At 46.4% G+C, this 25598-nt stretch carries 16 protein-coding genes and 1 pseudogene; 8 read left to right on the top strand and 9 right to left on the bottom strand.

Translation table 11 applies throughout. The features are described 5' to 3' along the window. The first annotated feature begins 47 nt into the window (after window positions 1-47). Window positions 48-554, top strand: coding sequence for a 2'-5' RNA ligase family protein (locus QE390_RS18550; RefSeq protein WP_307143271.1), 507 nt, complete (start codon window positions 48-50; stop codon window positions 552-554). Between the two features lie 582 nt (window positions 555-1136). On the opposite strand, the gene QE390_RS18545 is transcribed toward QE390_RS18550, so the two are convergent. The 7 genes from QE390_RS18545 to QE390_RS18515 all read right to left on the bottom strand — a co-directional run bounded on the left by QE390_RS18545 (window position 1137) and on the right by QE390_RS18515 (window position 12092). Beyond that, a complete protein-coding gene (locus QE390_RS18545; protein ID WP_307143270.1) occupies window positions 1137-1853 on the bottom strand; it encodes a 3-ketoacyl-ACP reductase in 717 nt (238 codons plus the stop codon). A gap of 185 nt (window positions 1854-2038) precedes the next feature. Continuing rightward, window positions 2039-5233 (bottom strand): S41 family peptidase, encoded by a 3195-nt coding sequence (locus tag QE390_RS18540; RefSeq protein ID WP_307143269.1) that lies wholly within the window; start codon window positions 5231-5233, stop codon window positions 2039-2041. Window positions 5234-5657: 424 nt separating this feature from the next. Beyond that, window positions 5658-6272, bottom strand: a complete 615-nt coding sequence (locus QE390_RS18535; RefSeq protein ID WP_307143268.1) for a DUF1080 domain-containing protein — start codon at window positions 6270-6272, stop codon at window positions 5658-5660. Window positions 6273-6396: 124 nt separating this feature from the next. Next, window positions 6397-9876 carry a pyruvate carboxylase gene (locus QE390_RS18530; protein WP_307143267.1) on the bottom strand — a complete coding sequence of 1160 codons (3480 nt, stop codon included), beginning with the start codon at window positions 9874-9876 and terminating at the stop codon, window positions 6397-6399. A gap of 440 nt (window positions 9877-10316) precedes the next feature. After that, window positions 10317-10784 carry a DUF3592 domain-containing protein gene (locus QE390_RS18525; RefSeq protein ID WP_307143266.1) on the bottom strand — a complete coding sequence of 156 codons (468 nt, stop codon included), beginning with the start codon at window positions 10782-10784 and terminating at the stop codon, window positions 10317-10319. 522 nt (window positions 10785-11306) lie between these two features. After that, complete coding sequence (locus QE390_RS18520; RefSeq protein WP_307143265.1) at window positions 11307-11474, bottom strand: hypothetical protein; 168 nt, start codon at window positions 11472-11474, stop codon at window positions 11307-11309. A 63-nt stretch (window positions 11475-11537) separates the two neighbouring features. Beyond that, window positions 11538-12092, bottom strand: coding sequence for a CopD family protein (locus QE390_RS18515; RefSeq protein ID WP_307143264.1), 555 nt, complete (start codon window positions 12090-12092; stop codon window positions 11538-11540). A gap of 181 nt (window positions 12093-12273) precedes the next feature. Between QE390_RS18515 and hemN the strand changes: the two genes are divergently transcribed. From hemN to QE390_RS18495, 4 genes are all read left to right on the top strand, one after another. Further along, window positions 12274-13611, top strand: coding sequence for an oxygen-independent coproporphyrinogen III oxidase (gene hemN / locus QE390_RS18510; RefSeq protein ID WP_307143263.1), 1338 nt, complete (start codon window positions 12274-12276; stop codon window positions 13609-13611). 1165 nt (window positions 13612-14776) lie between these two features. Continuing rightward, window positions 14777-15823 carry a DUF4421 domain-containing protein gene (locus QE390_RS18505; RefSeq protein WP_307143262.1) on the top strand — a complete coding sequence of 349 codons (1047 nt, stop codon included), beginning with the start codon at window positions 14777-14779 and terminating at the stop codon, window positions 15821-15823. A gap of 120 nt (window positions 15824-15943) precedes the next feature. Continuing rightward, a complete protein-coding gene (locus QE390_RS18500) occupies window positions 15944-17017 on the top strand; it encodes a lactonase family protein (RefSeq protein WP_307143261.1) in 1074 nt (357 codons plus the stop codon). A gap of 87 nt (window positions 17018-17104) precedes the next feature. Further along, entirely contained in the window at window positions 17105-17581 is a 477-nt protein-coding gene (locus tag QE390_RS18495) for a GNAT family N-acetyltransferase (RefSeq protein WP_307143260.1), read from the top strand. Here the strand turns inward: QE390_RS18495 and QE390_RS18490 are convergent. Then, window positions 17576-18061, bottom strand: a pseudogene (locus QE390_RS18490) (GNAT family N-acetyltransferase). The gene QE390_RS18495 and the pseudogene QE390_RS18490 overlap by 6 nt on opposite strands. Before the next feature lie 921 nt (window positions 18062-18982). Further along, entirely contained in the window at window positions 18983-20062 is a 1080-nt protein-coding gene (locus tag QE390_RS18485; RefSeq protein WP_307143259.1) for a cellulase family glycosylhydrolase, read from the bottom strand. A gap of 361 nt (window positions 20063-20423) precedes the next feature. Here QE390_RS18485 and QE390_RS18480 point away from each other — a divergent pair, with 361 nt between their 5' ends. From QE390_RS18480 to QE390_RS18470, 3 genes are read left to right on the top strand one after another with little or no spacing between them, the layout of a single operon-like run. Beyond that, the gene (locus tag QE390_RS18480; protein WP_307143258.1) at window positions 20424-21083 is read left to right on the top strand and encodes an RNA polymerase sigma-70 factor; all 660 of its coding nucleotides are present in this window, start codon (window positions 20424-20426) and stop codon (window positions 21081-21083) included. 35 nt (window positions 21084-21118) lie between these two features. Further along, window positions 21119-22093 carry a FecR family protein gene (locus tag QE390_RS18475; RefSeq protein ID WP_307143257.1) on the top strand — a complete coding sequence of 325 codons (975 nt, stop codon included), beginning with the start codon at window positions 21119-21121 and terminating at the stop codon, window positions 22091-22093. A gap of 24 nt (window positions 22094-22117) precedes the next feature. Beyond that, complete coding sequence (locus tag QE390_RS18470) at window positions 22118-25597, top strand: TonB-dependent receptor (RefSeq protein ID WP_307143256.1); 3480 nt, start codon at window positions 22118-22120, stop codon at window positions 25595-25597. The last annotated feature ends 1 nt before the right edge of the window (window position 25598 follow it).

The raw sequence follows: 25598 nt of genomic DNA, 5'->3' as shown, positions 1-25598 counted from the left end.
ATTTGTTTAAAAACTAAGTACTAATAAATCATTCCAGTAATTATTAAATGATGAATGAATCCATTCCATTGATCCTGACGGTCAAGCTAGACCCAATGTCACAGACGTATTTTGATGACCTACGAAAAAGATATTTTCCAGTAGAAAAGAACTATCTGAATGCTCATTTATCCTTATTTCATCAGTTACCGAATGCTGACCCTGGCATAGAGGATACTTTACTTAAGGTCACCCAAAGAGAAGCCTTCGAAATGCAGGTGAGTGAAGTAAAAATGATTGGCAAAGGAGTTGCCTTTCGAGTGGAAAGTAATACGCTCAAAACTTTACATAAACAGCTTCAGAAAAGTTGGAAGGAATTTCTGATTCCACAGGATCAGCAAGGGTTATGGCCGCATATTACCGTGCAGAATAAAGTAAGCCCGGAAGAAGCGAAGCAACTGGCTGCTCAATTAGAGGAGACCTTTGAGCCTTTTGCGATTACTGCTCAGGGGTTAATCTTGTGGGAATACCATCAGGGGCCTTGGAAGTTCCTGAAGGAATTTGCGTTTAAATAAGAGCGATTATGGATCGGCGTGGTTATCAAGTAGAGACGCGACTTCATCGCGTCTGGCCGGTCGATGAAAATAATGTAGAATAATAAAACGGTCTCATACCGATTCGCCGTGGTTGGTGTCCTCACCAACCACTATAGTTTTATTGAGGGCTGGTGAGGACACCAGCCAGGGTGGGAGGTGACTAGCCAGGGTGGGAGCGTCTAGTCGGGCGATGAAAAATAATGTAGAGGTAATAAAAACCGCCTCTTACCCAGACGCGATGAAGTCGCGTCTCTACATTTCTGGGGTGTTCCCGCAGTCGCTCGGCTCTGCCGAGTGACGAAATAACGATAGGCCTCTGGCCGGGTGGTATTGAAATAGATTGGGATAAGATCAGCATTTAATTACCTGGGCTTTTTTGAGTCAGACGGCCAGATGCCTACAGCCAGGTCGTCACTCGGCTAGAGCCGAGCGACTGCAATTAGGAAAAATACTGTAGCGAAGCGATGAAGTCGCTTCGCTACAGTATTTTTCATCTGGGAGGTTAACAAACAAAAATCCCTTCGTTTTACAAAAAACGAAGGGATTTTTAGAGAAACATCGTTAAGGATTAGTCGACCACAGACCGGCTTCTTTCACGAACGTCCGTCGATTGAGTTTCAGGTGAGCAATGACCAGCTCTGCCAGATCTTCGGCCTGCATTACCTTTTCAGGATTACCATCTGTCAAATTCAATTCGATAGCCATGTCAGTAGCAATCGTGCTTGGCGTTAAAGCCGTCACACGGATGTTATGCTTGCGAACTTCCTGCATTAACGATTCCGTTAGGCCCAGAACGGCAAATTTTGAAGCACTGTAGGCACTCGTTGCTGCTGCTCCCCGTTGACCTGCGGTAGAAGAAATGTTAATAATGTCACCGGACTTACGCTCAATCATGCCGGGTAATACGGCTCGCGTTGCGTAATAAACGCCCATCAGGTTTACCTGAATAATGTTTTCCCAGGTTTCGGGTTCCAGTTCAAGAAATTTACCGAACGCAGCAATACCAGCGTTATTAATCAGAATATCAATCGCACCGAAGCTGTCTTGAATTTGATGGATCGCCATTTCTACCGAAGTGCGATCGCTGATATCAGCTGAAACTACGGCGGCCTGAACGCCCTGAGCTTTTACCTGTGCCGCTACAGCTTCCAGGTTAGCCGTATTGCGTCCCAGTAGAGCTACGTCAACGCCTTCAGCCGCTAAAGCCAATGCAATGGCTTTTCCGATTCCTTTGCCGGCTCCGGTAACCAGAGCCTTTTTTCCTTGTAATGATTGCATAACAACTGTTTTGAGTTTGAGCGGCCACCGCCGCGGTTTAGGGTTGTGAGTTTAGAGTTGTGAGTGTATTTTAATTTAACACACCATACTTCCTGTTTAGAAGTAATAATTCTCAAATAAAGATGGTTCCATAACTCTAAACACAAAACTCTAAACACAAAACTCTAAACCCTAAACGCAAGACGCTATTTCAACTCTTTCAGAATTTCCTCGATGGCTTTGTCGAGTTGGGGTTCTTTGCCGTCCAGACGGTCGGTGAAGGTTTGCCGCACGGTAATATCGGGCTGAACACCTTCACGCTCCAGGTTTTTACCATCGAGCGTATAACAACCCCAGGAAGGTAAGCGGTAGAATGAACCATCCACAAGACCTTTACCCGAGGTGAAGATAATCCAGCGATAGGTTTCCGTTCCGATCAGTTTGCCCAGTTTCAGAGCCTTGAAACCTGCGGAGGTCATTTCAGCATCACTCAGCGATTGCTCATTAATCAGCATCACGATGGGTTTACCCGACGGGCTAAAGTTGGGTTGAGGCGAGCGGGCACCGCCCCGGTATTGCCACTGTAAATAAGGACGCTGACTGAGGAAATTCAGAACCAGATCATGCACATTACCACCCGTATTATAACGTAAATCCATAATCAGAGCATCTTTCTGATTCCAGTCTCGGGTCATGTCAATGACGAATTTCTCGTATTCATCCATGCCCATATTCTTCATGTGAACGTAAGCGATTCGATTTTTGGATTTGGCATCGACGTACTTCTGATTCTGGTCAATCCATTCATCGTAAAGCTGTCCTACTAAGGCACCAGAACTTTCGGGGTGAACTTTTACCTCAATGGCCTTCCCGTTTCGCTCCAAAGTCAAGGTCATTTCCTGGTCCATGGATGGCTGCTGGAAGTAAAAATCACGGTTTTGTTTCGCGTCCACTTTTTCACCATTCACTTTTACCAGAATATCCCCGGGTTTAACATCCTTGTCCTGTTTATCCAGGGGTGAATCTTTGACAATGGCTTTAACCTGATACGGATTTTCATCTTCAAAAATCAAACCCGATGTTAGCGTGCGGGTCGAGTAGAAGTTCGTTTCTTCTGGACCAAAACTACTGAAGCCCGTGTGGGAAGAATTCAGCTCACCAAGCATGTCGTTCATCAACATCCGAAAGTCAGTACGGTTATTAGCTCTGGGAACGAAGGCTTCGTATTTCGTGCGAAGGCTTTTCCAGTCTACCCCGTGGAAGGTTTCGTTGTAGAAGTTTTCCTCTACGTTCGCCCAGGTTTCTTCAAACATCTGTTTGAATTCATCGGCGAAGTTTTTGCGAAAGGTATACTGAATGTCAATCTTATCAACCTTATTGGCATCCAGATTGAGTTTGTGAATATTGCCGCTTACAATCAGGTAATACTTGCCGGATGCTTCCAGGAAATCGGAAGCCCGCATAGTACCTTCGATCTTCTCAGTTTTAGTAGGAACGAAAGGCTCGAGGGTTGTTTTCCACCAGCTTGATCGGCCCTGATCGTGATTGGAACTGTAGAGAACGAAGGTTTTCGAGTCTTTCTGAATGACAATAGGGTCGTAAGCCGTGCCGAAATTCGGGCTGATTTGCTCCAGACGATCCATTAATCCTTCAAAATCAATAACAATCGGCTCCGTCTTTTTGGCTTCTTCTTTTTTCTTAGGCTCTTCTTTGGGCTTGGTTTCTTCTTTCGTTTTCTTGTCCGTCGTTTTAGAAGAATCCGTCTTCGTTTCCTTTTTATCGTCCTTTTTGAAAAGCTCGTCAAACTTATCAGAACGGTAAGGAGCCTCAATTTTGCTCAGAGCCATTCGATAAATGTGAGCGTCTTGCATGCCAAAAGGATAAGAGGGCTTGAGGCGATTGCTGGCAAAATAGATGTATTTTCCGTCGGGCGACCAGTAAGGCGACGCTTCCGTAACGCCCGTATTAGTCAGATTATACGTCTTGTTATCCGCAAATTTGTAGATGAAAATGTCCTGCTCGAAGTTTCGGTGTGAAGTGAAAACGATGTATTCATCGTTGGGTGAAAACATGGGCGAAGAATCCTGGAAGGCCCAGATTTCTTCTTTCGAAACCAGCGTTTTAGACGTGAATGTTTTTAAATCCAGCAAGCGGACTTCGTCGCGACCGCTCAGGTAAACGGCTTTCGTCCGGTCTTTGTTAATGGAAAGATTACGGTTGCTGCGAAGGTCGTTAGTGAGAGCTTTTTCATCTCCATTACCATCGGCGGGAATGCTGAAGTAATTTTGGTAGCCATTCACGGTCTGGTTGAAAACCAGCGTGCGGTTATCCGAAAGCCACTTTACTTCCAGTACACGACCGTCAACCCGGGTATTGAGTTGCTTGACGTACTTTCCTTCCAGATCCGAAACGAATAACTTTCCGCGAGAGGAGAAAGCCATTTTTTTACCGTCGGGGGAAACGTCGAAAAAGTTAATATTTCCCTGCACGATAAAATCCTGAGCTTTGGGTAAGGTAAAGTTTCGGGAAATATTCAGTTTTACTTTTTCAGATTTCTTACTGGCAATATCGTAGGACCAGAGCTGGTAATCTCTCTCGAAAATAATTTTCTGCCCGTTTGCACTTACCTGCGGACGCTTCACTGATTCTTTGAAAGAGGTCAGAGCCGTTTTTTTGCCATTCACGAAGGTATACAGGTTATACTCCCCATTAGCTTCATCCGATACGAAATATACGTTGCCCGCTTTGTCAATGGTCGCCCACATATCCTTCCCGTTGTAATCCGTATAGCGTTTGTAGGCTTTTGTTTTACGGTTATACGACTGAATGTCAGGATTAAATTCCCCTTTATATCCTTTGCGATAAGCCTGGTTATCGCTTTCCCAGGTATCATTAAAGAATAATTCTCCCGAAGAAGGGTGCTCGGAAACGCTGTGAATGCGGTTGAAGTAATGCCCGAAAATGCGTTTGGGTGTGCCGCCGCTGGTGGAAATGGTATAAGCCGTCCCACCATTGAAGGCCGTTGATTCAAAGTAAATGGTTTTTGAATCCCAGCCCCAACTATCCATGACGTCGTTCCCGTCGTGAAAAGTTAATTGACGGATTTCACCCCCTTCGGCGGGCATGAGGTAAATGTCATTGTTCCCATACTGCGTTCCAGAGAAAGCCAGCCATTTGCCGTCGGGAGAAAAACGAGCCCGTGTCTCGCTACCCTGCATGGCGGTTAAGCGGGTGCTGATTCCGGTAGCCAGATCGGTTTTCCAGAGGTCGTTTTCGTACGTAAAAACTAACGTTTTAGCGTCGGGACTGATGGTAGGATAGGAGGTAAAGTAAACATCCTGAGCCTGTAGCTGAGAAAGCCCCGCTACGGCCAGGATCGCCGAGCATACAAGTTTCTTCATGTCAAGGGGGTATTGAAGTGTTTGTCGGAAAGATACAAAACAGAAGGCAGTCGTTGCACAGAAGAAAGGACTAATGGGTTATTTCTGGCGACAGGGTGACATTTGTTGTTCCTGTATGTCTGAATCCCCCGGATTTGTGGACGAACACAGGGTTGGTTGCATCCCTGTGGCAGCTGACTTATCGCCTGAATTCCCCGGATGAAAATCCGGGGCTATTCATATTTAACCCCGCTGGGGTTTTGGGCTTAGATTGGCTAGTCCGCGTTTATAACGCGGCTTCCTGAGAATGGCTTCTGCGACGCTTAGCGTTTTAAATGATTTACTAAGGCATCCGGGGCACAGTCGCAGATGAACTCCTAAAAAGTAGTAACAAAAAACGCTACCCGGTTTACAGGTAGCGTTTTTATTACTAATTATCTAGGGCTTATAAAGTCCGAACCTTGATGTTTTTCCAACGAACTTTAATACCTCCGCCATCGTGAATTTGCAGGGCGATGCTTCCCGCACGCGAACCAAACGCATCGTCAGTCATCGTTACCATTTCCTGACCATTGAGCCAGGAGGTTACCGTGTTCCCCTGTACCTTAATTTTCATCGTATTCCATTCGCCCATTTTCAGAGCTTTATCCTTAGTGGGGTCGGGTTTAATAAGCCAGCCGCGACCGTAAGATTCATAAATACCACCCGTCGAATGATTTGGGGGGGCCACTTCTACCTGCCAGCCAGATACTTTCGTTCCTTCGATGGACGAGTGAAAGAAAATGCCACTGTTGCCGTCCGCTTCCTGTAGAAACTGGGCTTCTACTTCAAAATCCTTGAACTGCTCTTCCGTAGCCAGGTAGCCGTATTGTTTGTCCGGGCCACTTTCGCAGATGAGTTCGCCGTTTTTCACGTACCACTTTTCGGTACCGTATACCTTCCAGCCCGTAAGATCTTTTCCATTAAAAAGTGACTTCCATTTTTCTTTCAATGGGCGTTCAGCCGACGCAACGAAGCTGAGACAAAATAAAGCAAGAATAAAAATAGGTGACGTACGCATGGAATAGAGAGTTAAGTTAAAATGTTTAATCTGAAATTATCCCTAAAAAAAGGAGAAGGCCCAATTTAGGGATCGAATGCGTGATCCCCAAATGCGGGCCTTCTCTTCATTGATTTGAAGATTATTATTCGATGGTAACTACCCAATCGTCCTGTTCAACCACCGTGCCTTCACTTAGAGCAATGGACGTGATTTTACCGGCAATCGGAGCGGCTACGATACTTTCCATTTTCATGGCTTCAATGACAAAGAGCGGTTGATTTTTCTTCACCTCTTCACCTTCTTTCACCTGAATACGGCTCAAGCGACCCTGAAGCGGAGCACCTACCTGTCCGGCTTTGGTTACTTTTTCATTTTGAGATTTCGTAGCCTTGAACGCATTATCCTTGATCGAAATCCGGCGGGCCTGACCGTTCAGATCAAACGTTACCGTACGGTGGCCTGTTTCGTCAGGTTCCGATACGTAAGACAGTTTGATCATGATCGTCTTTCCTTCCTGAATCGTTACCAGAATTTCCTCGTCCAGTTTCAGACCGTAGAAAAACGCTGGAGTGGGAAGCTTACTTACATCACCATAACGATCAGAAGCAACGTAGAAATCTTCGTAAACTTTCGGATACATTTTGTAACTCAGGTAATCCAGGAAAGCTCCGTCGTTACCCATGTAGAATTCGGCGTTCGGGAATTTCTTCTTGAATGCCGCGAAATCTTCTTCCAGGTCGAGTGGAGGTAAGCTATCGTTCGGACGGCCTTTGATGGGTTCTTCATCCCGTAAAACGATTTTCTGAAGCTCTTCGGGGAAACCGCCCACGGGTTGACCGAGTTCGCCTTTCAGGAATCCTTTAACAGATTCAGGGAAACTTAAGGAATCGCCACGAGTGAATACGTCTTCCGACGTCAGATTATTGGAGGTCATGAAAATAGCCATGTCGCCCACTACTTTAGACGACGGGGTCACCTTCACAATATCCCCAAACAACTGGTTCGCCGTGATGTAGTTTTTCTTCAGTATTTCAAATTTGTCACCAACGCCCAGTGAAATGGCTTGCTGACGAAGGTTTGAGAACTGACCGCCGGGTACTTCGTTTTCGTATACCTCAGCCGAGCCCGAACGCATACCACTTTCAAAGGGATAATAGTACTCCCGTACATCTTCCCAATACGTCGAATATTGATTCAGTAAAGGAAGGTCAATCGGATGTTCCCGCTCGTGTCCTTCCATCATCGCCACTACCGAGTTGAAGTTGGGCTGAGAAGTCAGACCAGACATCGCCGCAATGGAGCAATCAACCACGTCTACTCCTGCTTCAATTGCTTTTAGGTACGTAGCAGGCTGAATGGACGAAGTGTCATGCGTGTGTAAGTGCACGGGAATGCTAAGAACTTTCTTCAGTTCACTTACCAGAATCGAAGCCTGCTGAGGCTTCAGTAAGCCTGCCATGTCTTTGATACACAGCATGTGAGCCCCTAAATCTTCAAGCTGACGAGCCAGATCCAGGTAATACTGAAGTGAATATTTGTAATTGGGATTATTCTTGTATTGGAGGAAATCACCGGTGTAACAGATCGCTGCCTCGGCAATACCGCCCGTACGTTCCTGAACGGCTTTGATGGATACTTTCATCGCATCAATCCAGTTGAGCGAATCAAAAATGCGGAAGACATCCACTCCTGATTCCCAGGATTTTTCAACGAAAGTCTCAATTAAATTGTCTGGGTACGCTGAGTAGCCCACCGCGTTACTACCCCGGAATAGCATCTGGAGTAACATATTCGGCATGGCTTCGCGGAATTGACGCAGACGAGTCCAGGGGTTTTCATGAAGGAAACGCATGGAGACATCAAACGTGGCTCCACCCCAAACTTCCATGGAGAATAATTGGGGGAATGATTTCGCAAAACCGGAAGCCACTTCCAGCATATCGTCGGTACGAACCCGCGTAGCCAGCAGAGATTGATGACTGTCCCGGAAAGTCGTATCGGTGTATAAAATCGTATTATGTTCCTTTACCCATTCGGCGAATTTTGCAGGACCCATACGATTCAGGCGATCCTTGTTACCCAGAGGAAACTCGCTGAAAGGATCAACGGGAGGCACAATGGGAGTGCGGAATGTCTTCTCGTTTTTAATCTTTACATCGGGGTTTCCGTTCACGATTACTTCGCCCAGGTAACGTAGCAGCTTCGTCGAGCGATCCTGTGATTTGCGGAAATTGAAAAGCTCAGGAGAGTTGTCGATGAACTGCACCGTACACGCACCCGACTGGAACGTAGGGTGGGCAAGTACATTCTGAAGGAAAGGAATGTTGGTTTTTACCCCACGAATCCGGAATTCAACCAAAGCTCGTTCCAGACGTTGAATGGCTCCCTTGAACGTTCGTCCAGAGGAAGAAACCTTCACCAGCATTGAATCGAAGTAAGGAGAAATCTTCATGCCGGGGTATGTCGAACCTTCGTCCAGACGAATACCGAAACCAGCGGCGTTACGATAGGCGATGATCGTACCAAAATCAGGTTTGAATCCGTTGGCAGGATCTTCCGTCGTAATCCGACACTGAATGGCAAAGCCATCCATTTCGATATCTTCCTGTCCGTGCAGGTAAATACCATTGTCGGACAGTTTATAATTCATCGCTACCAGTAACTGGCTGCGAACCAGATCAATACCTGTAATTTCTTCGGTAATGGTGTGCTCTACCTGAATCCGGGGGTTTACCTCAATAAAGTAAATGTTTTCTTCTTTATCGACGAGGAACTCAACCGTACCCGCACAGGAGTAATTCACTGCTTTACCAATCGCAACGGCATATTCGTAGAGCTTCTCCCGGGTTTCCTGTTTCAGGTTTACCGAGGGAGCAATCTCTACTACTTTCTGGAAACGACGCTGAACCGAACAATCCCGCTCAAAGAGGTGAACCAGATTTCCGTGCTGATCGCCGAGTAACTGAACCTCAATGTGTTTGGGGTTTTCAATGAACTTCTCAATGAAGATGGTATCATCGCCAAAAGCATTTTTAGCTTCGTTACGAGCTTCGTTATAAGAACGCTCCAGCGATTCCGCATCCCGTACCACCCGCATGCCTCGACCGCCACCACCCGCGGCGGCTTTCAGCATCAGAGGATAGCCAATGCGTTCGGCTTCGGCCAGTACTTTCTCTGCGGGTTCGCCTTTGATTTTCGCATCCTGAATAACGGGCAAACCGGCCTTAATGGCAGTTTCCTTCGCAATTACCTTATCGCCCAGAGCCTGCATAGCTTCCGGCGATGGACCTACGAAAATGATATTTTCTTCCCGGCAACGAGTCGCCAGATAGGTATTCTCACTCAGGAAGCCATACCCAGGATGGATGGCGTCGATCTTCTTACGCTTAGCCAGAGCAATCAGCCCTTCTACATCAAGGTAAGGTTTCAGCGGATCTTCGTCACGACCAATCTGGTAAGCTTCGTCAGCCTTATATCGGTGAAGGGAATAACGGTCTTCATAGGTATAAACAGCAACGGTCTGTATGCCTAATTCCGTAGCGGCCCGCATGATGCGAATGGCAATTTCACCGCGGTTAGCTACCAGCAGGCGTTTAATTTTACGGACGTATTCAGGAGTCATGCAGTAATGAGGTTAAACAAAATAAGTCTATTACGTTTGGAGGCGAACCGCAGTTCACAGAATTTTCATACTAAAAACCTCTTGACTGCAAATATGCAAACTTGCCAAAAGAAATGCCGTATTCTTTGAGAATTTCTAAATGAAATTTGGCTAATCTTAAAAAATTCACAAGAACACTTGGTTATTTACAATACGGCTATACCTATCGGTCTATCCATAAAGGACAGACCTGGGCCAAAAGAACCATTCCCGCCAGACGGTAGGGCTATGCATTTCCCGAATGGATCTTTACATCTTTAATTGACTTAATAGCAGATGCTGGAAGATAAGTAAAACTGGAAGAAATTTATTAAAGGTGAGGTAAATCTTGCGGGATAAGCACAAAAAAGCCCCGTGTTATTTTGAACACGGGGCCGAAGTAGAGGGAAACGACTGCTTATTTATAAGGCAAACAGAACACCGATGGCAAAAAACAATCCACTTACAATATAAAATACTTTGGGTTGGACGCCTGGTACGTGTTCGGTACCAAGGGTAGCATCTTCGGGATTTCCTACGTTGTAGCGAACGGGTATTCTTGAACCTACCTGTAGAGGATTATTAAAACCTTCTTCGCCTAGAGCTAAAAACTGATGATTACCTACGTTGAATTTAACCTGAGGGAAGTGCAGGGGGTAATTTCCCATTTTATCATCCCGGTTGTATTTTTTAAATACTTCAACAACGACTCCTTCAGCCGTAGCTGACTGTTGTAACCATTGCTGGCGACGATTCGTAAAATAAAATCCAACGCCCAGGCAAAGAATAGCAATTCCGATGAAGGGTAACATAAATTCCGCACCAGGTTGAGTCATGCCCGGCGTGCGGGGTAGGGACATCGTAAGTATGTTGTTAAAAAACAAATTCATGGCTTTATACAAGATGATCGCTTCGAGTGCAAAAAGACACGGGTGATACTAGAAGTGTCTTTATTTTTTGACAAAAATCTTGTATTTATAGCAGATAATCAAATAGTTACAATGGCGTAATGCGTGTGAGGCAAGTGACAAAAAGAGGCATTTCGAATAGAAAAATGCAGTTTTAAGCAAAAACAGGTTTTCTAAATAGGATGCCAAACAAAATATTGTTCGATTTGTAGAAAAATACGTTTTAAAAGAGGGTAGAAAAAAAAATAAATAATTTTGGCCTGATTAATTGTACTATTCTTTGATAATGTTTTGTTACGGTCGGGTTTATGCATTAGCTGATCTAGGTATTTACACCCGAGCCAAATGATTTTTTAGTAGGTATTTGATTTTGTAAAATAATATTTGGCAAAGAATACTTGAAAAATAATTTACGCATTCATGAAAAAGGCACAAAAAAAGTCTGACCGAAGCCAGACTTTTCTGTTATGATCATAAAATTCGAATCCCCCAAAGGGCCGAATCTTAGTAGTGACGAGGGGAGTTGTAAGCAGCAAAAGCAGCTCCAACCAGCAGGGTGCCCAAAATTGCAGTAAGCGTATCTCCGAAGATCCAGAGAATCGCAGCTATTAATAAGAAACCACCTAATTGAGGAGCCTTTGCAGAAGAGGTTGATTCGCTATTTGATGACATGATGAAATTCTTTTTAGATATGGCACAAAAATAAAAGCTAAGGCCTAAACTGCCAAGTACTTTTTAAGGCTTTTGCTGCTTTTGTTCACGACGACGCTTCACCAGACGTACCGCAGTCATGATTAACACCGCAAAAATGATTAATCCGATAACTCCATAAATCCAGTCGAGAGCATTTTTCAAAACGACCAGAAAAACAATGGCGAAGAGTAAAACGGTGGCTACTTCGTTCCAGAGCCGCAACTGAATGGAGGTATGCCGAAAGTGGTCTTTCCGCAATTCGAGAATTAATTTCCGACAGTAAAAATGATAGGCAATGACCCCGGCAACGAAGGTTAACTTCAGGTGCATCCACGGTTGCTGAAGCCAGAAGGGGAATAAATAAAGCATCCAGCTTGCCGAAAGGATTGTTAACCACATGGCCGGAACCATGATGGCATTGAAGAGTAACTTCTCATTGCGTTTATATTCCGCAGAAAGAATGCCGCGAGCAGGCTCGGGCTTGGCATGGGCTTCGGTATGATAAACCAGGAGTCGGGGTAAATAAAACAGACCTGCAAACCAGCTCACCACAAAGATGATGTGCAATGATTTGAGATATTCGTATGGAAAAGGCATAATGTATTAATAAGAAGAATGATGGATGCGTAAATCCACTACAAATATAAAGCCCGCCAAGGGGTAGAAGGGTACGACGGGTAATAAATGCAGGGAGTTTGGATGATAAAAGTCATTGGAATGCCTGTGAAGGCGAGGGAGCTTTGTGTCGTAACGGTTAGTAATGCGAGAAGCCCTAAGAATGATGAACGAGTCCGAGTTAATCCAGAAATATGACGTGGCCGGGCCACGATACACGAGTTACCCAACGGTTCCCTTTTGGGACGTGGATACCTTTTCTGCCGAAATCTGGAAGCAGCGATTGCGGCAGCAGTTTCAAAACACTGGTGGTCAGGTAAGCCTGTATATTCACTTGCCCTATTGCGAAAGTCTGTGTACGTTCTGTGGATGTCACAAACGCATTACTAAAAATCACGGCGTCGAAAAAAGCTACCTGGAAGCTGTATTGAAGGAATGGCAATTATATCTGGATGAGCTGCCAAAACGTCCCAGCATTGCTGAAATTCATTTGGGGGGCGGCACACCCACCTTTTTTTCAGCCGAAAACCTACGTTGGTTTCTGGAGCAATTATTGATTGGAGGGGAGCTGGCAGAACACATTGACTTTGGCTTTGAGGGGCACCCCAATAATACAACGGCGGAGCATTTAACGGTTTTGCATCAACTGGGCTTTCGCCGGGTTAGCTTTGGCGTTCAGGATTATGACCTGCGGGTACAAAAAGCAATCCATCGAATTCAGCCTTTTGCGAATGTGGAGCGAGTTACCACGCAGGCTCGCAACATAGGGTATACATCGGTGAGCCATGATCTGGTCTATGGCTTGCCCTTTCAGACGATGGAAGGAGTAGAGGAAACCATCCGAAAAACCATCGCTCTGCGACCTGATCGTATCTCTTATTATTCCTACGCCCACGTTCCCTGGATCAAAGGAACCGGACAACGAGGGTTTCAGGATGAAAATATTCCGAAAGGAGCCGTCAAGAGGGCTTTTTATGAACGGGGCCGGGAGTTATTACTCGCAGCCGGTTATACCGAAATTGGAATGGATCACTTTGCCTTACCGCATGATCCGCTCTGTCAGGCGATGCAAGCGGGAACGCTACACCGAAATTTCATGGGGTATACCACGACTCGTTCAGAAGTGATGATTGGGCTGGGAGCTTCTTCCATTTCGGATTGCTGGACGGCTTTTGCCCAGAATGAAAAGGACATTGAGGCGTATATTGCCAAAGTCAGTGAAGGCATTTTGCCGCTTATCAAAGGGCATGCTCTGACCGACGAGGACTTAACAATCCGGCAGCAGATCCTTAACCTGATGTGCCGCTTTGAATCCCAGGGTATGCCTGCATCGCTGGAAATGCTTGAAGAGCTCAGGAATGACGGGCTGGTGACGTATAGTAAAGAACGTGTCGTGATTACTGAAAGGGGCCGAGCGTTTATTCGGAATATTTGCATGGCCTATGACAAAAAACTTAAAGAGCAGAGCAATGCCGAACGGCTCTTTTCCAGAACGGTGTAATGGCTTGAGTGAATGAAAATTCAAGAACCTAAAAGCTTATCTAAAAGGTAAGAGTTACATAATAAGGAAGTAAGCCCCTGCCCACTTTAGGGACCGTTGGAGGAAGCGTTTATGCAGCCATCGGTGATTGAAAGCGAAGGATCTTACTTGACCTCGGACAGGTTTCTGTTGGTAACTCGTTACTTCCCCGGATGAAATCCGGGGACACTGCGGGGACTGTTGGTATTTAAGTCCATTTCACACCAGTAGTAGAGTTTTTTCGGTTTGTTATGGAGCTACGGCTCTTTGTTCGTCCGCAACTGTGTCGCGGATGCCTGAGAAAAGTGTCTGCCACGCTCAGCATTACCAACGCTTTTTCATAAATCCGTTTTGGAAACGCAAACTAACGGAGGTAGGCTGTCTTTGGCACACTCGCAGTCGCTCGACTCTGCCGAGTGACCGCATATTTGTAGGCCTCTGGCCGTCTCAAGCAAAGAAATCTAGCAGGGAACGAAAGGCGTATTTCACTTGACAGGCTCGGAGGTAATGGCAAATAGGAGCCTGCTGTTAGGGTAGGAATGAGAGGAATCTCGCACCAGTGGTTTGGGGGATAGCAACGGAATTTATCTACGGCTCTCTTGAACAGAGAAATAGATCCATACTTTATCATTATCCTCTGTCATCCAGAGCGAAGCGAAGGATCTTATTCCCCTTTTCGAACGTATAGGGTTAAGAGAAAAGCGTTTGTAACGCCGAGCGTCGCAGACGCTTTCTTCAGCTATCCGCGACACAGTCGCGAACGAACGGAGTTCATTTATTCGCTAGGGTGACAAGCTTGAGGGATAACGTCAAGTTCCCACCTGCCGTTTTTGTAGGAACGAGATGGAATCTCGCATCAGTGGTGGAAATTAGCAACCCTCCCTCTGTCATCTCGAACGAAGGGAGAAACCTTGTGTAAAATGGGACGGTGTTAAGGCTAGTAACGTTTTCCCATGACCAGATAAGTTCGCAAGGATAAGTAAGGTCCTTCGCTTCGCTCTGGATGACAGGCTTGAGAGTAAACAAACGCCTTAAAACGACCTTCTCGAGCCGGGAGAAACCTACTTACTATTATTTAAATCTCATTTTAAACAGCTCCTACTGGCCTTATTTTTTTAGAGGTTATCGATTAAATGTAAGGCCCGTCATGTTTCGTTTTTTCTGTTTTTTTTTATTTTGCTTATGCTGGGCCACCGTTGGATGGACTCAGGAACTGGATGAGTTAGTCTTGCCAACCAAGGAATCTGTTCACACCATTGATACTACCTATATTAAATCCTTCGAACGGCAACTGGCGGCCCGGGTTTACCTTTCTCAAAAATACAGTCGCTTATTAATTAAAACGCCCTCTAGTAAAATAGCTTTCCATCCCAATTCAAGCCTTAATCTGGGGATAGGAGCTACGTATGAATCGGTTACGCTCAATCTGGCCTTAGGTTTTCCGTTTCTAAATCCTGAGCGTGGCCAGGGGAAATCAAAATACCTGGATTTGCAGTCGCACCTCTACAATAGGAACTGGGTAGCTGATATCTACGGCCAGTTTTACAAAGGATACTACCTTACCTCCCAAAGCCTGGCCGATAATATCTCGGAACCCTATTACCAACGCCCCGACGTATACCTTCGCATGGGTGGAGTATCGTATTATCGCCTGACGAACGGTAACCGCTTCTCCTACCAGGCAGCATTGGTTCAGAATGAATGGCAGAAAAAATCCGCTGGTACCTGGCTTTACGGAGCCGAAATTTTTTATGGAGCTATGGGCGGTGACAGTACCCTGGCTCCAACGGCTTATATCCATGATTTTAAGGTAAGTAAGATACGATTCTTTAAGCTGGGACCAGGGGGTGGTTATGCCTATACCTGGGTTATGAATCGCCATTTCTTTGTGACGGGCTCTTTGACTGCAAATCTGAATTTATCCATGAGTTCAGAGAATACGGGAAATGCATTCGGGAAGGTCAATGTTCATGTACGGCCTAACTTTAATTACCGGGCTTCCATTGGCTATAACTCTGAAAAATGGATGCTTAAGCTGTCGCTGGTGCAGTCGGACGTAAGCGTCAACGGAGCTTCTGATACTGAATATCTGGTTCGAACCGGTAACTATCGTTTCACGTATACCCGCCGCTTTCCTCCGGGTCGTAAGCTTAGGAATTTAGCGGACCAAAAACGTAAATTACTTGGGAATTAAGAATTATGTAGTTTTGAGTTTCCATTGACAAACGGGTTCTGGTAACCTTGGCCCTCTAAATCGTATCCCTATATGTTTGCAAAACTTACCTTAAGTACCGCCCTTTTAAGCCTAGTTCATATGTCAAACGCTCAGAAAACGGATGATTACCATCTGCTGGTAGGAACCTACACTCAGAAAGAAAGTGAAGGAATTTATGTGTATCATTTCAATACCAAAACCGGAGAATTTAGTCGCGAAAGTGTGGCCAAAGGGTTGAAAAACCCCTCTTTTCTGGCTATTTCTCCCGATCAGAAAAAGGTATATTCTGTTGGAGAAATGGACAACGGGGGAGCCGTATACGCCTTTTCGTTCGACAATGCTTCCGGGAAACTGGAAAAGCTCAGTACGGAATCGTCGGGGGGAGCGGGTCCCTGCCATATTGCCGTTGATAAGACCGGAAAGTGGGTGATGGTGGGTAACTACGGCGGCGGCAGTTTAAGCATCCTTCCGGTATTACCTACGGGCGGTGTTGGTGCTCCCTTGAAAACGATTCAACACGAAGGGTCGGGGCCGAATAAGCAACGCCAGGAGAAAGCTCACGTGCATTCCATCAATATTGCCGATAATAATCTGGATGTCTACGTACCTGACCTGGGGATCGACGAAGTTACGCATTACCAGCTCGACTCAAAAAATGGCACCCTTAAGGAAGCCAAGCCCACCCGCACCTCGCCCGGAGCGGGGCCTCGCCACTTTACTTTTCACCCCAGTCAGAAATTCGCTTATGTGATTAATGAGCTGGACATGACCGTCACGGCTTATAACTACAATAAGGATGGTTCATTATCGGATATCCAGACGATCTCAACCGTTCCGGCAGATTTCAAGGGGACGAATATTTGTGCCGATATTCATATTTCGCCCGATGGTAAATTTTTGTACGGATCCAATCGGGGCCATGACAGCATTGTCTGCTATTCTATTGATTCCAGCACGGGAAAACTGACTTTAGTCGAAATAACTCCCTCGGGAGGGAAACATCCCCGTAACTTTGCCATTGATCCCTCGGGTCGGCTGGTGTTGGTAGCCAACCGTGACACAGATAATATTGTCATTTTCAATCGCAATGCTCAGACGGGAAAATTAACGCCCACAGGTAAGGAAATTTCATTATCTATGCCCGTTTGTTTGAAGTTAATCCCGAAAAAATAAGAAATGATCATCAGCCCGATGTTGATTGATCCAATGTCGAGCTGACGGTCAATGCAATCACCTTTCTATTTCCCATTAAAAGCTACTATGGTTTTTCGTCTCATTCAACCGTCAGATAATAAGCGTCTGGCTGAAATTATTCGTTCAGGCATCGAAGAATTTGGGGTGCCGCTGGAAGGTACAGCTCACACTGATCCTACGACGGATGATTTGTACATGCTTTTTCGGAAATCGGGTTCCGTGTATTGGGTGGCAGAAGTAGACGGCCTGATTCTGGGTGGTTGTGGCATTTCGCCAACGCCGGGGTTACCTGATGGCTGTGCGGAGTTAGTGCGTTTCTTTTTAAGCCCCGAAGCTCGGGGAAAAGGCATTGGCAAGTACCTGATGCAACGGTGTTTTGAAACCGCCATTACCCTCGGTTACCGACAGTTATACCTGGAAACTTTTCCGGAAATGTCTTCGGCGGTAGGTATGTATGAGCACATGGGCTTTTACTACATTCCGCAGGCTCTGGGTAACTCCGGGCATTACAGTTGTACAATCTGGATGCTGAAAGATTTATAACGTTTTTTCGTACCAGTGGTGGCTCTGATTCTCGTAGTAAAAATCTTCGATGATCTGGAACCCCAGCTTTTCCATGATCCGGCAGGAGCCTGTATTTTCGACATCTGCGAACCCAACGAGTAAGGGGAGTTTCATTACCTCGAAGGCGTAGGTGCAACAGGCTTCGGCTGCTTCAAAGGCGTAGCCCTGTTGCCAGTAAGCCGGAAGAAGCCGATAGCCGAGATCATGGAAGTTTGTTTTTCCGTTCAGGACGCGATCATTCATAAATTTGAGTCCACACTAGCCCATAAAAGCTCCCGTTTCGCGGTGTTCTACCGCCCAGCGACCAATGCCGTTTTGAATATACTGAGCTCGAATGTATTCAATCATTGCTTGACTTTCTTCAATTGACTGGGACGGCTTTCCCAAGAATTTCATTACTTCTGGATTCGAATCTAGTTCAAAAAGGGCTAGGGCATCTTTCTGTTCCAGGTCTCTCAACGTTAATCGCGGGGTTTGTAAATGAACATTTACGGTCTGGTAGGGGCTAGGTATATGTAAAAAATCCCCATCCAAAGGACGAGGATTTATAAAATTATAGCGGCACCCAGGTGAATCGTTTACCTGAATTGGGCACTTTATGAGAGCACCTCGCTACTGTTGTTTGGCGGCGAAGCTAACAAGTACTGGTAGAAAAAGAAAAGTTTATTTAATTATTGACTTATCGGTGATTGATGAATAATCTTTAGCAGCGTCCGTCCAGGGCTCGGGACCTAACGCAAATGATAGTTGCTAAAACCTTCACCGATGTTATGGTTACTCAGGTTCCTGCATACCACGTTCGTCCAAGACTTTGTCGCAAATGGTTGAGGAAAGTGTCTGCAACGCTGAGCGTTACAAATGCTTTTTTCACAAATCCGCGTTGGAAAAGCGAACCAACAGAAACAATAGGGAATCTCGCACCAGTGGCTGAAATAGCACCCCTCCCTCTGTCATCTCGAACGAAGAGGGAGACCTTCTGAGGAATGGGGCGGGTTTAGTCAAGTTACGGCCTGACCTAACAAGCTCGAAAAGTTCAGAAGCTTCTTCGCTTCGCTCTGAATGACAGACGCTGATGATCAAGTAATGATTCTGAGATAAATATCAACACTAACCGTGTCCTCGCAGTGTCCCTGGATAAAATCCGGGGCTATCCAACCTGAGCCCATCCAGACTGGGTTTAATTTAGACTGGAGCTATTCATATTCAACCCTGCTAGGGTTGTTGTTAATAATGGTCTTCAGGAAACCCCGGAGGGGTTCAACACGGATAGCCCCAGGCTGGATAGCCCCGGATGAAATCCGGGGAAGTAATCTCCTCTGCTTCGCTCTTGATAACAGATCGATGCATAAACTTATTTTTAGACAGTCGCTTAAAACTAAGTTATTTCTTAGTTAGCTCCCGGATCACTTTCACTTCTTCGGCTTTGTAGGGGCTGCCGTCTTTTCGGAAAACTTCGTGAAACCAGAGTTTGGGCTCTTCACCACTCGGAATGGGTTCATCCCAGGCATAATAGGTATTGGTTTTTCCCTGAACTAAACCCCAGTTGATAGCTCCGACCTTATACTTTTTGAAAATGGGTAAACAGGTTTCGAACAAGCTGTTGTGCTTACGAGCCATGTATTCGGTGCAAATCATGGGGCGACCTAACTTCTGAAGTTCCAGAATCTGCTTCTCCAGATTATCCGCAGGTTTGTAATTGTGGAAGGAAATAATATCCGAATTGGCAAACATGAATTCGTTCGATAACGGATGCTCCGTCCACCAGCCCGAAGTGATAGGTTGCGTAGGTTTCGCCGCCCGTGCCCATTCAAATGATTTGATGAGCAGAGGCATGACCGCATCGTTATAGCCGTTGTTGGTGGGTTCGTTAAATAAATCCCAGCCCCAGACGCGTTGATCTTTTCCGAAGGCGGTAATTACGCCTTTCGTATAGGCTTCCAGACTGCCCCAGGTCCGGGAATCGAACATTCGTTTAGTGCCCGGTGCCCGCAGCCAGCCTGAGTTATGTACGCCGGGTTTCGGTTCGGGTTGTTTACCCGATTTCGGGTCGTCATTCCAGCAGGAATCAAAGAGCACAAACAGAATTTTGATCTGGTGTTTATCCGCGATGGTGAGGAATTCGTTCATGCGTTTTTTTAGTCCCTCGGGATCTTTCTCCCACAAGAGGTTATGCAAAAACACCCGCATGATGTTCATCCCGATGTCATGAGCCCAGCCCAGTTCTTTATCAATCGTTTTCGGGTCCCAGGTGTCTTCCTGCCAGAATTCCAACTGGTTGATAGCCGTGCTGGGTGTGAAGTTGGCTCCCACAGGCCAGGGCTGTCGGGCATACCATTCATTGGCTTTTTGAGCCGACCAGCGTCCCGGGATAACCTTTACGGGTTCGCCCGTGGTGGTTTGGGCCTGAGCAGTGCCCAGTAACAGAGAGAAGGTAAGGAGGGTAAGAAAATTACGGATCATAAGAGGTTTGAGGATTATGAATAACTGGTGTTAAGAAATAAAGATGAAGGTAGATGAAATCGCGGGTACTAAGTACTAAACGTGGGTTGGGTTACTATCACAAGTAGCGAATGCCTGGCAAAGGTATTCGAATAAATGCAAGCAGGACCAAGGACAAGTACGCGAGCTTTCCCCCTGAGTGACTGAAGCGATTAATGGAATAATTCACAGGATTAATAGACTTTGATTTCTGCATTGAAAAACTTATTCTTATAAAGGTTGAAAAAAATATATAAAAAATTATAAAACAGACTCGGGGTATCGCTCGCTCCACTTGTCAATATGCTCAGTTATCCCATTTATCCTCTGGCCCGACTAATCTATGTCATTACCTGTATCTACTCCGGGAATCCGTACCATCCCTGCCGCCCGATTGGTGGACTTCAATCCACGTAATCAGATGGGAAAAGATACGGAAGAATCGTTGCAGTTATTATTTAAGGAAAATCCCAAAAAGGGTTGTGAGGCACTGTTTAAGCAATATTATGCGGCCTTGTGCAGTCATTCGGTTCGGCTGGTATACTCGAAGGAAGTTGCTGAGGATATTGTTTCAGAAGTATTCTGCAAATTCTGGAGCGACCGGGTCTATGAAACAGTAACGACTTCATGTGTAGCGTATTTGTATCAGGCTGTTCGAAACCGCTCCTACAATTACCTCCGCTGGGAACTCCAGAAAGCTCGTCAAAGCACCGACTCCCATGAATTAGCCGTAGTGGCGTACGAGCCATCGCCCGCTGAAATGGTACAGTTTGACGAGCTTCAACGCAAAGTTGAGCAAACGATTGAGCAACTTCCCTCGCAGTGTAAGCGGGTTTTTCTGTTAAGCCGCTTTGAAAATCGCAAATATCAGGAAATCGCGGAAGAGCTTCAGATTAGCATTAAAACCGTCGAATCGCACATAAGCAAGGCCTTAGCTACCCTCCGTTTCGTTCTCAAAGACGAATGGATTGGGTGTGTTCTTCTTGCCCTGCTTACCCTTTAAGGTTTTTGTCCCATCTCTATCATTCGTTTCAACTTATGCAACCGATTACCCGCGTTCAATTGATGGACTACCATGCCGGGCGAGCTACGCCCCTGCAAGTTCGTCAGGTAGAAGAATGGCTTCAGCAGCCCGAGAATCGAAATCTATTTTACGAGACCCTTCATGAATGGGAAAGCGGAAATCTTCAGTATCAGGCTGATACCGAAGATGCTTTTAAGAAATATCAGGAGTTCATGGAGCAGGGCGTTCGTCCGGTTATCGTTGAAAAGAATCCTAATCATTTCTGGTCCTGGAAACCCTGGCTGGCCGCCGCTGCTGTGCTGGTGGTTTGCTCCGGCTGGTTTTTTCGGGACGAGCTTCAATATAAAAGCTACCAGACGGCTTACAGTGAAATAAAACCGGTGGTATTACCCGATGGAAGCCAGGTAATACTCAATGCCAATTCTACCCTCAAGTACCCACGATTTGATTTTGGAAACGGCCCCCGAAACGTAATCCTGAGCGGAGAAGCTCGCTTTTCGGTAGTACACACCAAAGACAACCGCCAGTTTGTAGTAAAGACCAACCGGAATCTGGATGTGGAAGTGGTAGGAACCGAGTTCGTAGTGTTTAACCGCAACCGGGGCACCCGAGTGGTATTAATGAAGGGAAAAGTACAGCTCAACTTTCAGGAGCAGGGGAGGAAGTTAACGATGAAACCTGGCGATCAGGTAACCTTAACTGCCGTGGGGGCTTACGAACTAAAAAAGCAGAGTAAACCCGAAACGCTGGCGGCCTGGACTCACCATCGGTACGTGTTTACGGATACTTCGCTGTCAGAAATCGCGGAGTTAATGAAGGAAAATTACGGCTTCGAAGTAAAAATTCCCGATCAAAATCTGGCAAAACGGCTGGTAACCGGAGATTTTGTTGCTAAAAACGGCAATGAATTACTGCACGTGCTGGAAGTAATGCTACGCCTCAAAATTGAGCGTACGGGTAAAACGATTACCCTAACCGAGAAAAACTAACACTACCTCTTGCATATATTATCTATGAAAAAATCACTACCCCTGTGTCTCTGGGCGGGTTTGGCGATGGCTCCGGGATTAGGGAGCTCCCAGACCTTTGCCCGAGCCGAAACCCTGCGGCAGGAAACGAAAAGTAAATTACCGGCGTATCGGTCGTTAAGGAAAGCCTTACAGGACATCAAAACGAATTATAAAGTTGATATTCTGTTTGAAAACCGCACGGTGGATCACGTATCTATCCCCATTGAACGGCTCAAAGGCCATGCGTCGGCTGAACAAGCATTAAAAGCCATTCTGACTCCGGTAGGGCTGAGCTTTCAGAAAATGAAGGAGAAGTCCTACATTATCATTCAGGAAGAAAAAAATGTACAGTCGGCTTCTCCCAATACGTCCTTTGTACTGCCGCCAATCAATGGGGTTTCGCCCCTGTTATCCCTGCGGCAAACCAACCCTGCGGCGGATATTCCGGTGCGGGGAACCGTGCGGGATGAAGCTACGGGCGAGGGCTTACCCGGCGTAAACGTGATTGTAAAAGGAACTTCCAAGGGAGCCACTACCGATGCAACCGGAGCGTTCCGGCTGGACGTTCCTGATGGAAATGCAATCCTGATTTTTTCTTCGGTAGGGTATCAATCGCAGGAGCTAGCAGTAGGATCACAAACGATTCTGAACATTACCCTGAAAAACAGCGATCAGGCTCTGAATGAAGTGGTAGTGGTGGGATACGGTGAGCAGAAGAAAGAGTCCATTACCGGGGCCATTTCAACCATTACCAGTAAAGATCTCGAAAAAGTACACGGGGGTTCGACGGTCAGTAGCGGCCTGGCGGGGAAGATTCCGGGGGTAACCTTTCGGATGAATGACGGTCGGCCCGGCTCTAGTGCCAATATCCAGATTCGGAACATGGGTAACCCTTTGTACGTAATCGACGGAATCCAGAAAGATGCGGGGCAGTTCAATAACATTTCACCCAACGACATTGAAAGTATTACCGTATTGAAGGATGCGTCGGCGGCCATTTACGGGGTTCGGGCGGCAAATGGTGTGATTGTGGTCACAACGAAACGCGGAAAAATGGGCAGCTCTAATACGATAAATGTTGATGCCTACACGGGTTTTCAAAACTGGACGCGTTTTCCGAAAACGACGAATGCCTATCAGTGGATGCTGGGAAAGGCCGATGCAGAAATGAACCAGTATGGACGTACCGACATCACGCAGGAAGAACTAAACAAGTGGCAGCAAGGCACGGAAACGGGGTATAAAAGCTTCGACTGGTTTAAGTACATTGTCAAGAGAAACGCTCCGCAGTATAACTTCAACATCAACGCAACGGGCGGTTCGGATAAAATCAATTACTACATCTCGGCGACGCATCTCTTCCAGAATTCAGTATTAGGCCGGGAATTTACTTTTAAACGAACCAATATTCAGAGTAACGTTGATGCCCAGATTACCAATTCTTTGAAAGTGGGCGTACAGATCAATGGTCGGATTGAAACGCGGGATAACCCCGGCGTTCCGGGGGCTGATGATTATTGGGCTCCTCGTTTTGCCTTGTTCCGTAATCGCCCTACCGAGCGTCCTTTTGCCAATGATAACCCGGAATATCTGAATGACATCGGGCATAACGATACCAACTGGGGCTTGTTAAATAAAAATAAATCAGGGTATTGGCGGGAAGACTGGCGGGTACTACAAACCAACTTCGTCGGCGAGTATCGGTCACCCATCAAAGGATTGACGGCAAAAGCCACGTATTCGTATTACTTCGCGGATCGCCTGATGAACGGACACGAGTACACGTACGATGCCTACACTTATTACAAAGACACCGACAAGTACGTTCGAACGGGTGGAAGTACAAATCCCTGGCGGGAGCGGGGCACCCGAAAAATCCTCGAAAACGTAACGCAGGGACAGATTAACTATCAGAACAGCTTCGGCAAACATAATTTCGCAGCCACCTTCGTAGCGGAACGAATTGCCCGTCGCGAACTCGACGTATGGGTACACTCGGTACCTCAAACCAATGAGTTACCCCTGCTGCAATTTGCCGACATGGATACCTATAACGATAGCGATATTCAAACGGCCCGGGCGGGTTACATTGGTCGGATTAACTACAATTACCAGAACAAGATTTTCCTCGAAGTGGCCGGACGGCGGGATGCGTCCTACAAATTTGCTCCTTCCAAACGCTGGGGTTTCTTCCCCTCTGTCTCGGGTGGGTGGCGAATCACGGAAGAGTCATTCTTCAAGGATTTAACGGGTGGCGACCGGGTATTAACGAACCTGAAGCTTCGGGGTTCGTACGGGGCTCTTGGGGATGACGATGTAGGGATCGGTGATTTTGATTATGTATCGGGCTATAACTATGGTTCTTCAACGGTAATTATCGATGGTCAGGTCATTAAAGGCTCACGTGATCGGGGTGTTCCCATTACTAATATCTCCTGGTTTACGTCAAAAATCCTGGATTTGGGTTTGGACTACACGCTTCTGAACGGAAAATTCAGCGGCTCGCTCGACTACTTTAACCGGAAACGTTCGGGGTTACGCGGTCGGAAATATGACGTACTTGTTCCTTCGGAATTGGGTTATGGCTTGCCGGATGAAAACGTAAACAGTGATGCCCAAATTGGCGGCGAAGGTTCGCTGTTTTATAGTACCAAATTCAATGAAGTAAACTTTACGATTGGCGGTAACCTGTCGTACTCTCGCCGCAAATTTCTGTCCTCTTATAAACCCCGCTGGAATAACTCCTGGGATTATTACCGCAACTCTAGTGAGAACCGCTTCAATGATCTTTACTGGGGCCATCACGTGATCGGTCGGTTTGAGTCGCTGAGCCAGATTGCCGAATACGGGGTAAATATTGATGGTCAGGGAAATAAGACCCTGTTACCCGGAGATTTGATTTATCAGGATACCAACGGGGACGGCGTGATTAACGATTCCGATATGCGTCCGATTGGGAATGGCGTAGGAGCTAACCCTACGATTAACTTCGGTCTGAACCTGCAACTGGCCTGGAAAGGATTCGACTTTACGGCTGACTTCTCGGGTGGATCGGGTTATTCCGTGGTTCGTAATTACGAGTTACGCACGGCTTTCCAGAACGGCGGAGCTTTACTGAAAGACTTCTATGAAGATCGCTGGCACCGCGAGAATCCCTTTGATCTGAACAGTGCCTGGGTGGCCGGAAAATATCCCGCTTTACGCTTCAACGACGGCGGTCATAGTAATAACCGGGCTTCTGATTTCTGGCTCACCAACGTAACCTATCTGCGAATGCGTACGATGGAACTGGGGTACTCGGTACCTCAGCGAATCCTCGAAAAAGTGAAGGTGAAACGGGCTCGGGTTTACCTGAACACCTATAACCTGTTCTCGATCGATAACCTGAGAAAAATCGGTATTGATCCTGAAATTACCGAAGAAAACGGTCTGGCTTATCCTCAAAATAAATTCGTCAACGTCGGAGTGAATCTCTCACTTTAAT

Source organism: Siphonobacter sp. SORGH_AS_1065 (genome assembly GCF_030818595.1).
Taxonomy (GTDB): Bacteria; Bacteroidota; Bacteroidia; order Cytophagales; family Spirosomataceae; genus Siphonobacter.
This window is presented reverse-complemented; position numbering and strand designations above follow the sequence as displayed.

Coding starts and splice junctions, on each gene's coding strand:
- QE390_RS18550 (WP_307143271.1), top strand. CDS start 48: ATGATGAATGAATCCATTCCATTGATCCTGACGGTCAAGCTAGACCCA.
- QE390_RS18545 (WP_307143270.1), bottom strand. CDS start 1,853: ATGCAATCATTACAAGGAAAAAAGGCTCTGGTTACCGGAGCCGGCAAA.
- QE390_RS18540 (WP_307143269.1), bottom strand. CDS start 5,233: ATGAAGAAACTTGTATGCTCGGCGATCCTGGCCGTAGCGGGGCTTTCT.
- QE390_RS18535 (WP_307143268.1), bottom strand. CDS start 6,272: ATGCGTACGTCACCTATTTTTATTCTTGCTTTATTTTGTCTCAGCTTC.
- QE390_RS18530 (WP_307143267.1), bottom strand. CDS start 9,876: ATGACTCCTGAATACGTCCGTAAAATTAAACGCCTGCTGGTAGCTAAC.
- QE390_RS18525 (WP_307143266.1), bottom strand. CDS start 10,784: ATGAATTTGTTTTTTAACAACATACTTACGATGTCCCTACCCCGCACG.
- QE390_RS18520 (WP_307143265.1), bottom strand. CDS start 11,474: ATGTCATCAAATAGCGAATCAACCTCTTCTGCAAAGGCTCCTCAATTA.
- QE390_RS18515 (WP_307143264.1), bottom strand. CDS start 12,092: ATGCCTTTTCCATACGAATATCTCAAATCATTGCACATCATCTTTGTG.
- hemN (WP_307143263.1), top strand. CDS start 12,274: ATGATGAACGAGTCCGAGTTAATCCAGAAATATGACGTGGCCGGGCCA.
- QE390_RS18505 (WP_307143262.1), top strand. CDS start 14,777: ATGTTTCGTTTTTTCTGTTTTTTTTTATTTTGCTTATGCTGGGCCACC.
- QE390_RS18500 (WP_307143261.1), top strand. CDS start 15,944: ATGTCAAACGCTCAGAAAACGGATGATTACCATCTGCTGGTAGGAACC.
- QE390_RS18495 (WP_307143260.1), top strand. CDS start 17,105: ATGGTTTTTCGTCTCATTCAACCGTCAGATAATAAGCGTCTGGCTGAA.
- QE390_RS18485 (WP_307143259.1), bottom strand. CDS start 20,062: ATGATCCGTAATTTTCTTACCCTCCTTACCTTCTCTCTGTTACTGGGC.
- QE390_RS18480 (WP_307143258.1), top strand. CDS start 20,424: ATGTCATTACCTGTATCTACTCCGGGAATCCGTACCATCCCTGCCGCC.
- QE390_RS18475 (WP_307143257.1), top strand. CDS start 21,119: ATGCAACCGATTACCCGCGTTCAATTGATGGACTACCATGCCGGGCGA.
- QE390_RS18470 (WP_307143256.1), top strand. CDS start 22,118: ATGAAAAAATCACTACCCCTGTGTCTCTGGGCGGGTTTGGCGATGGCT.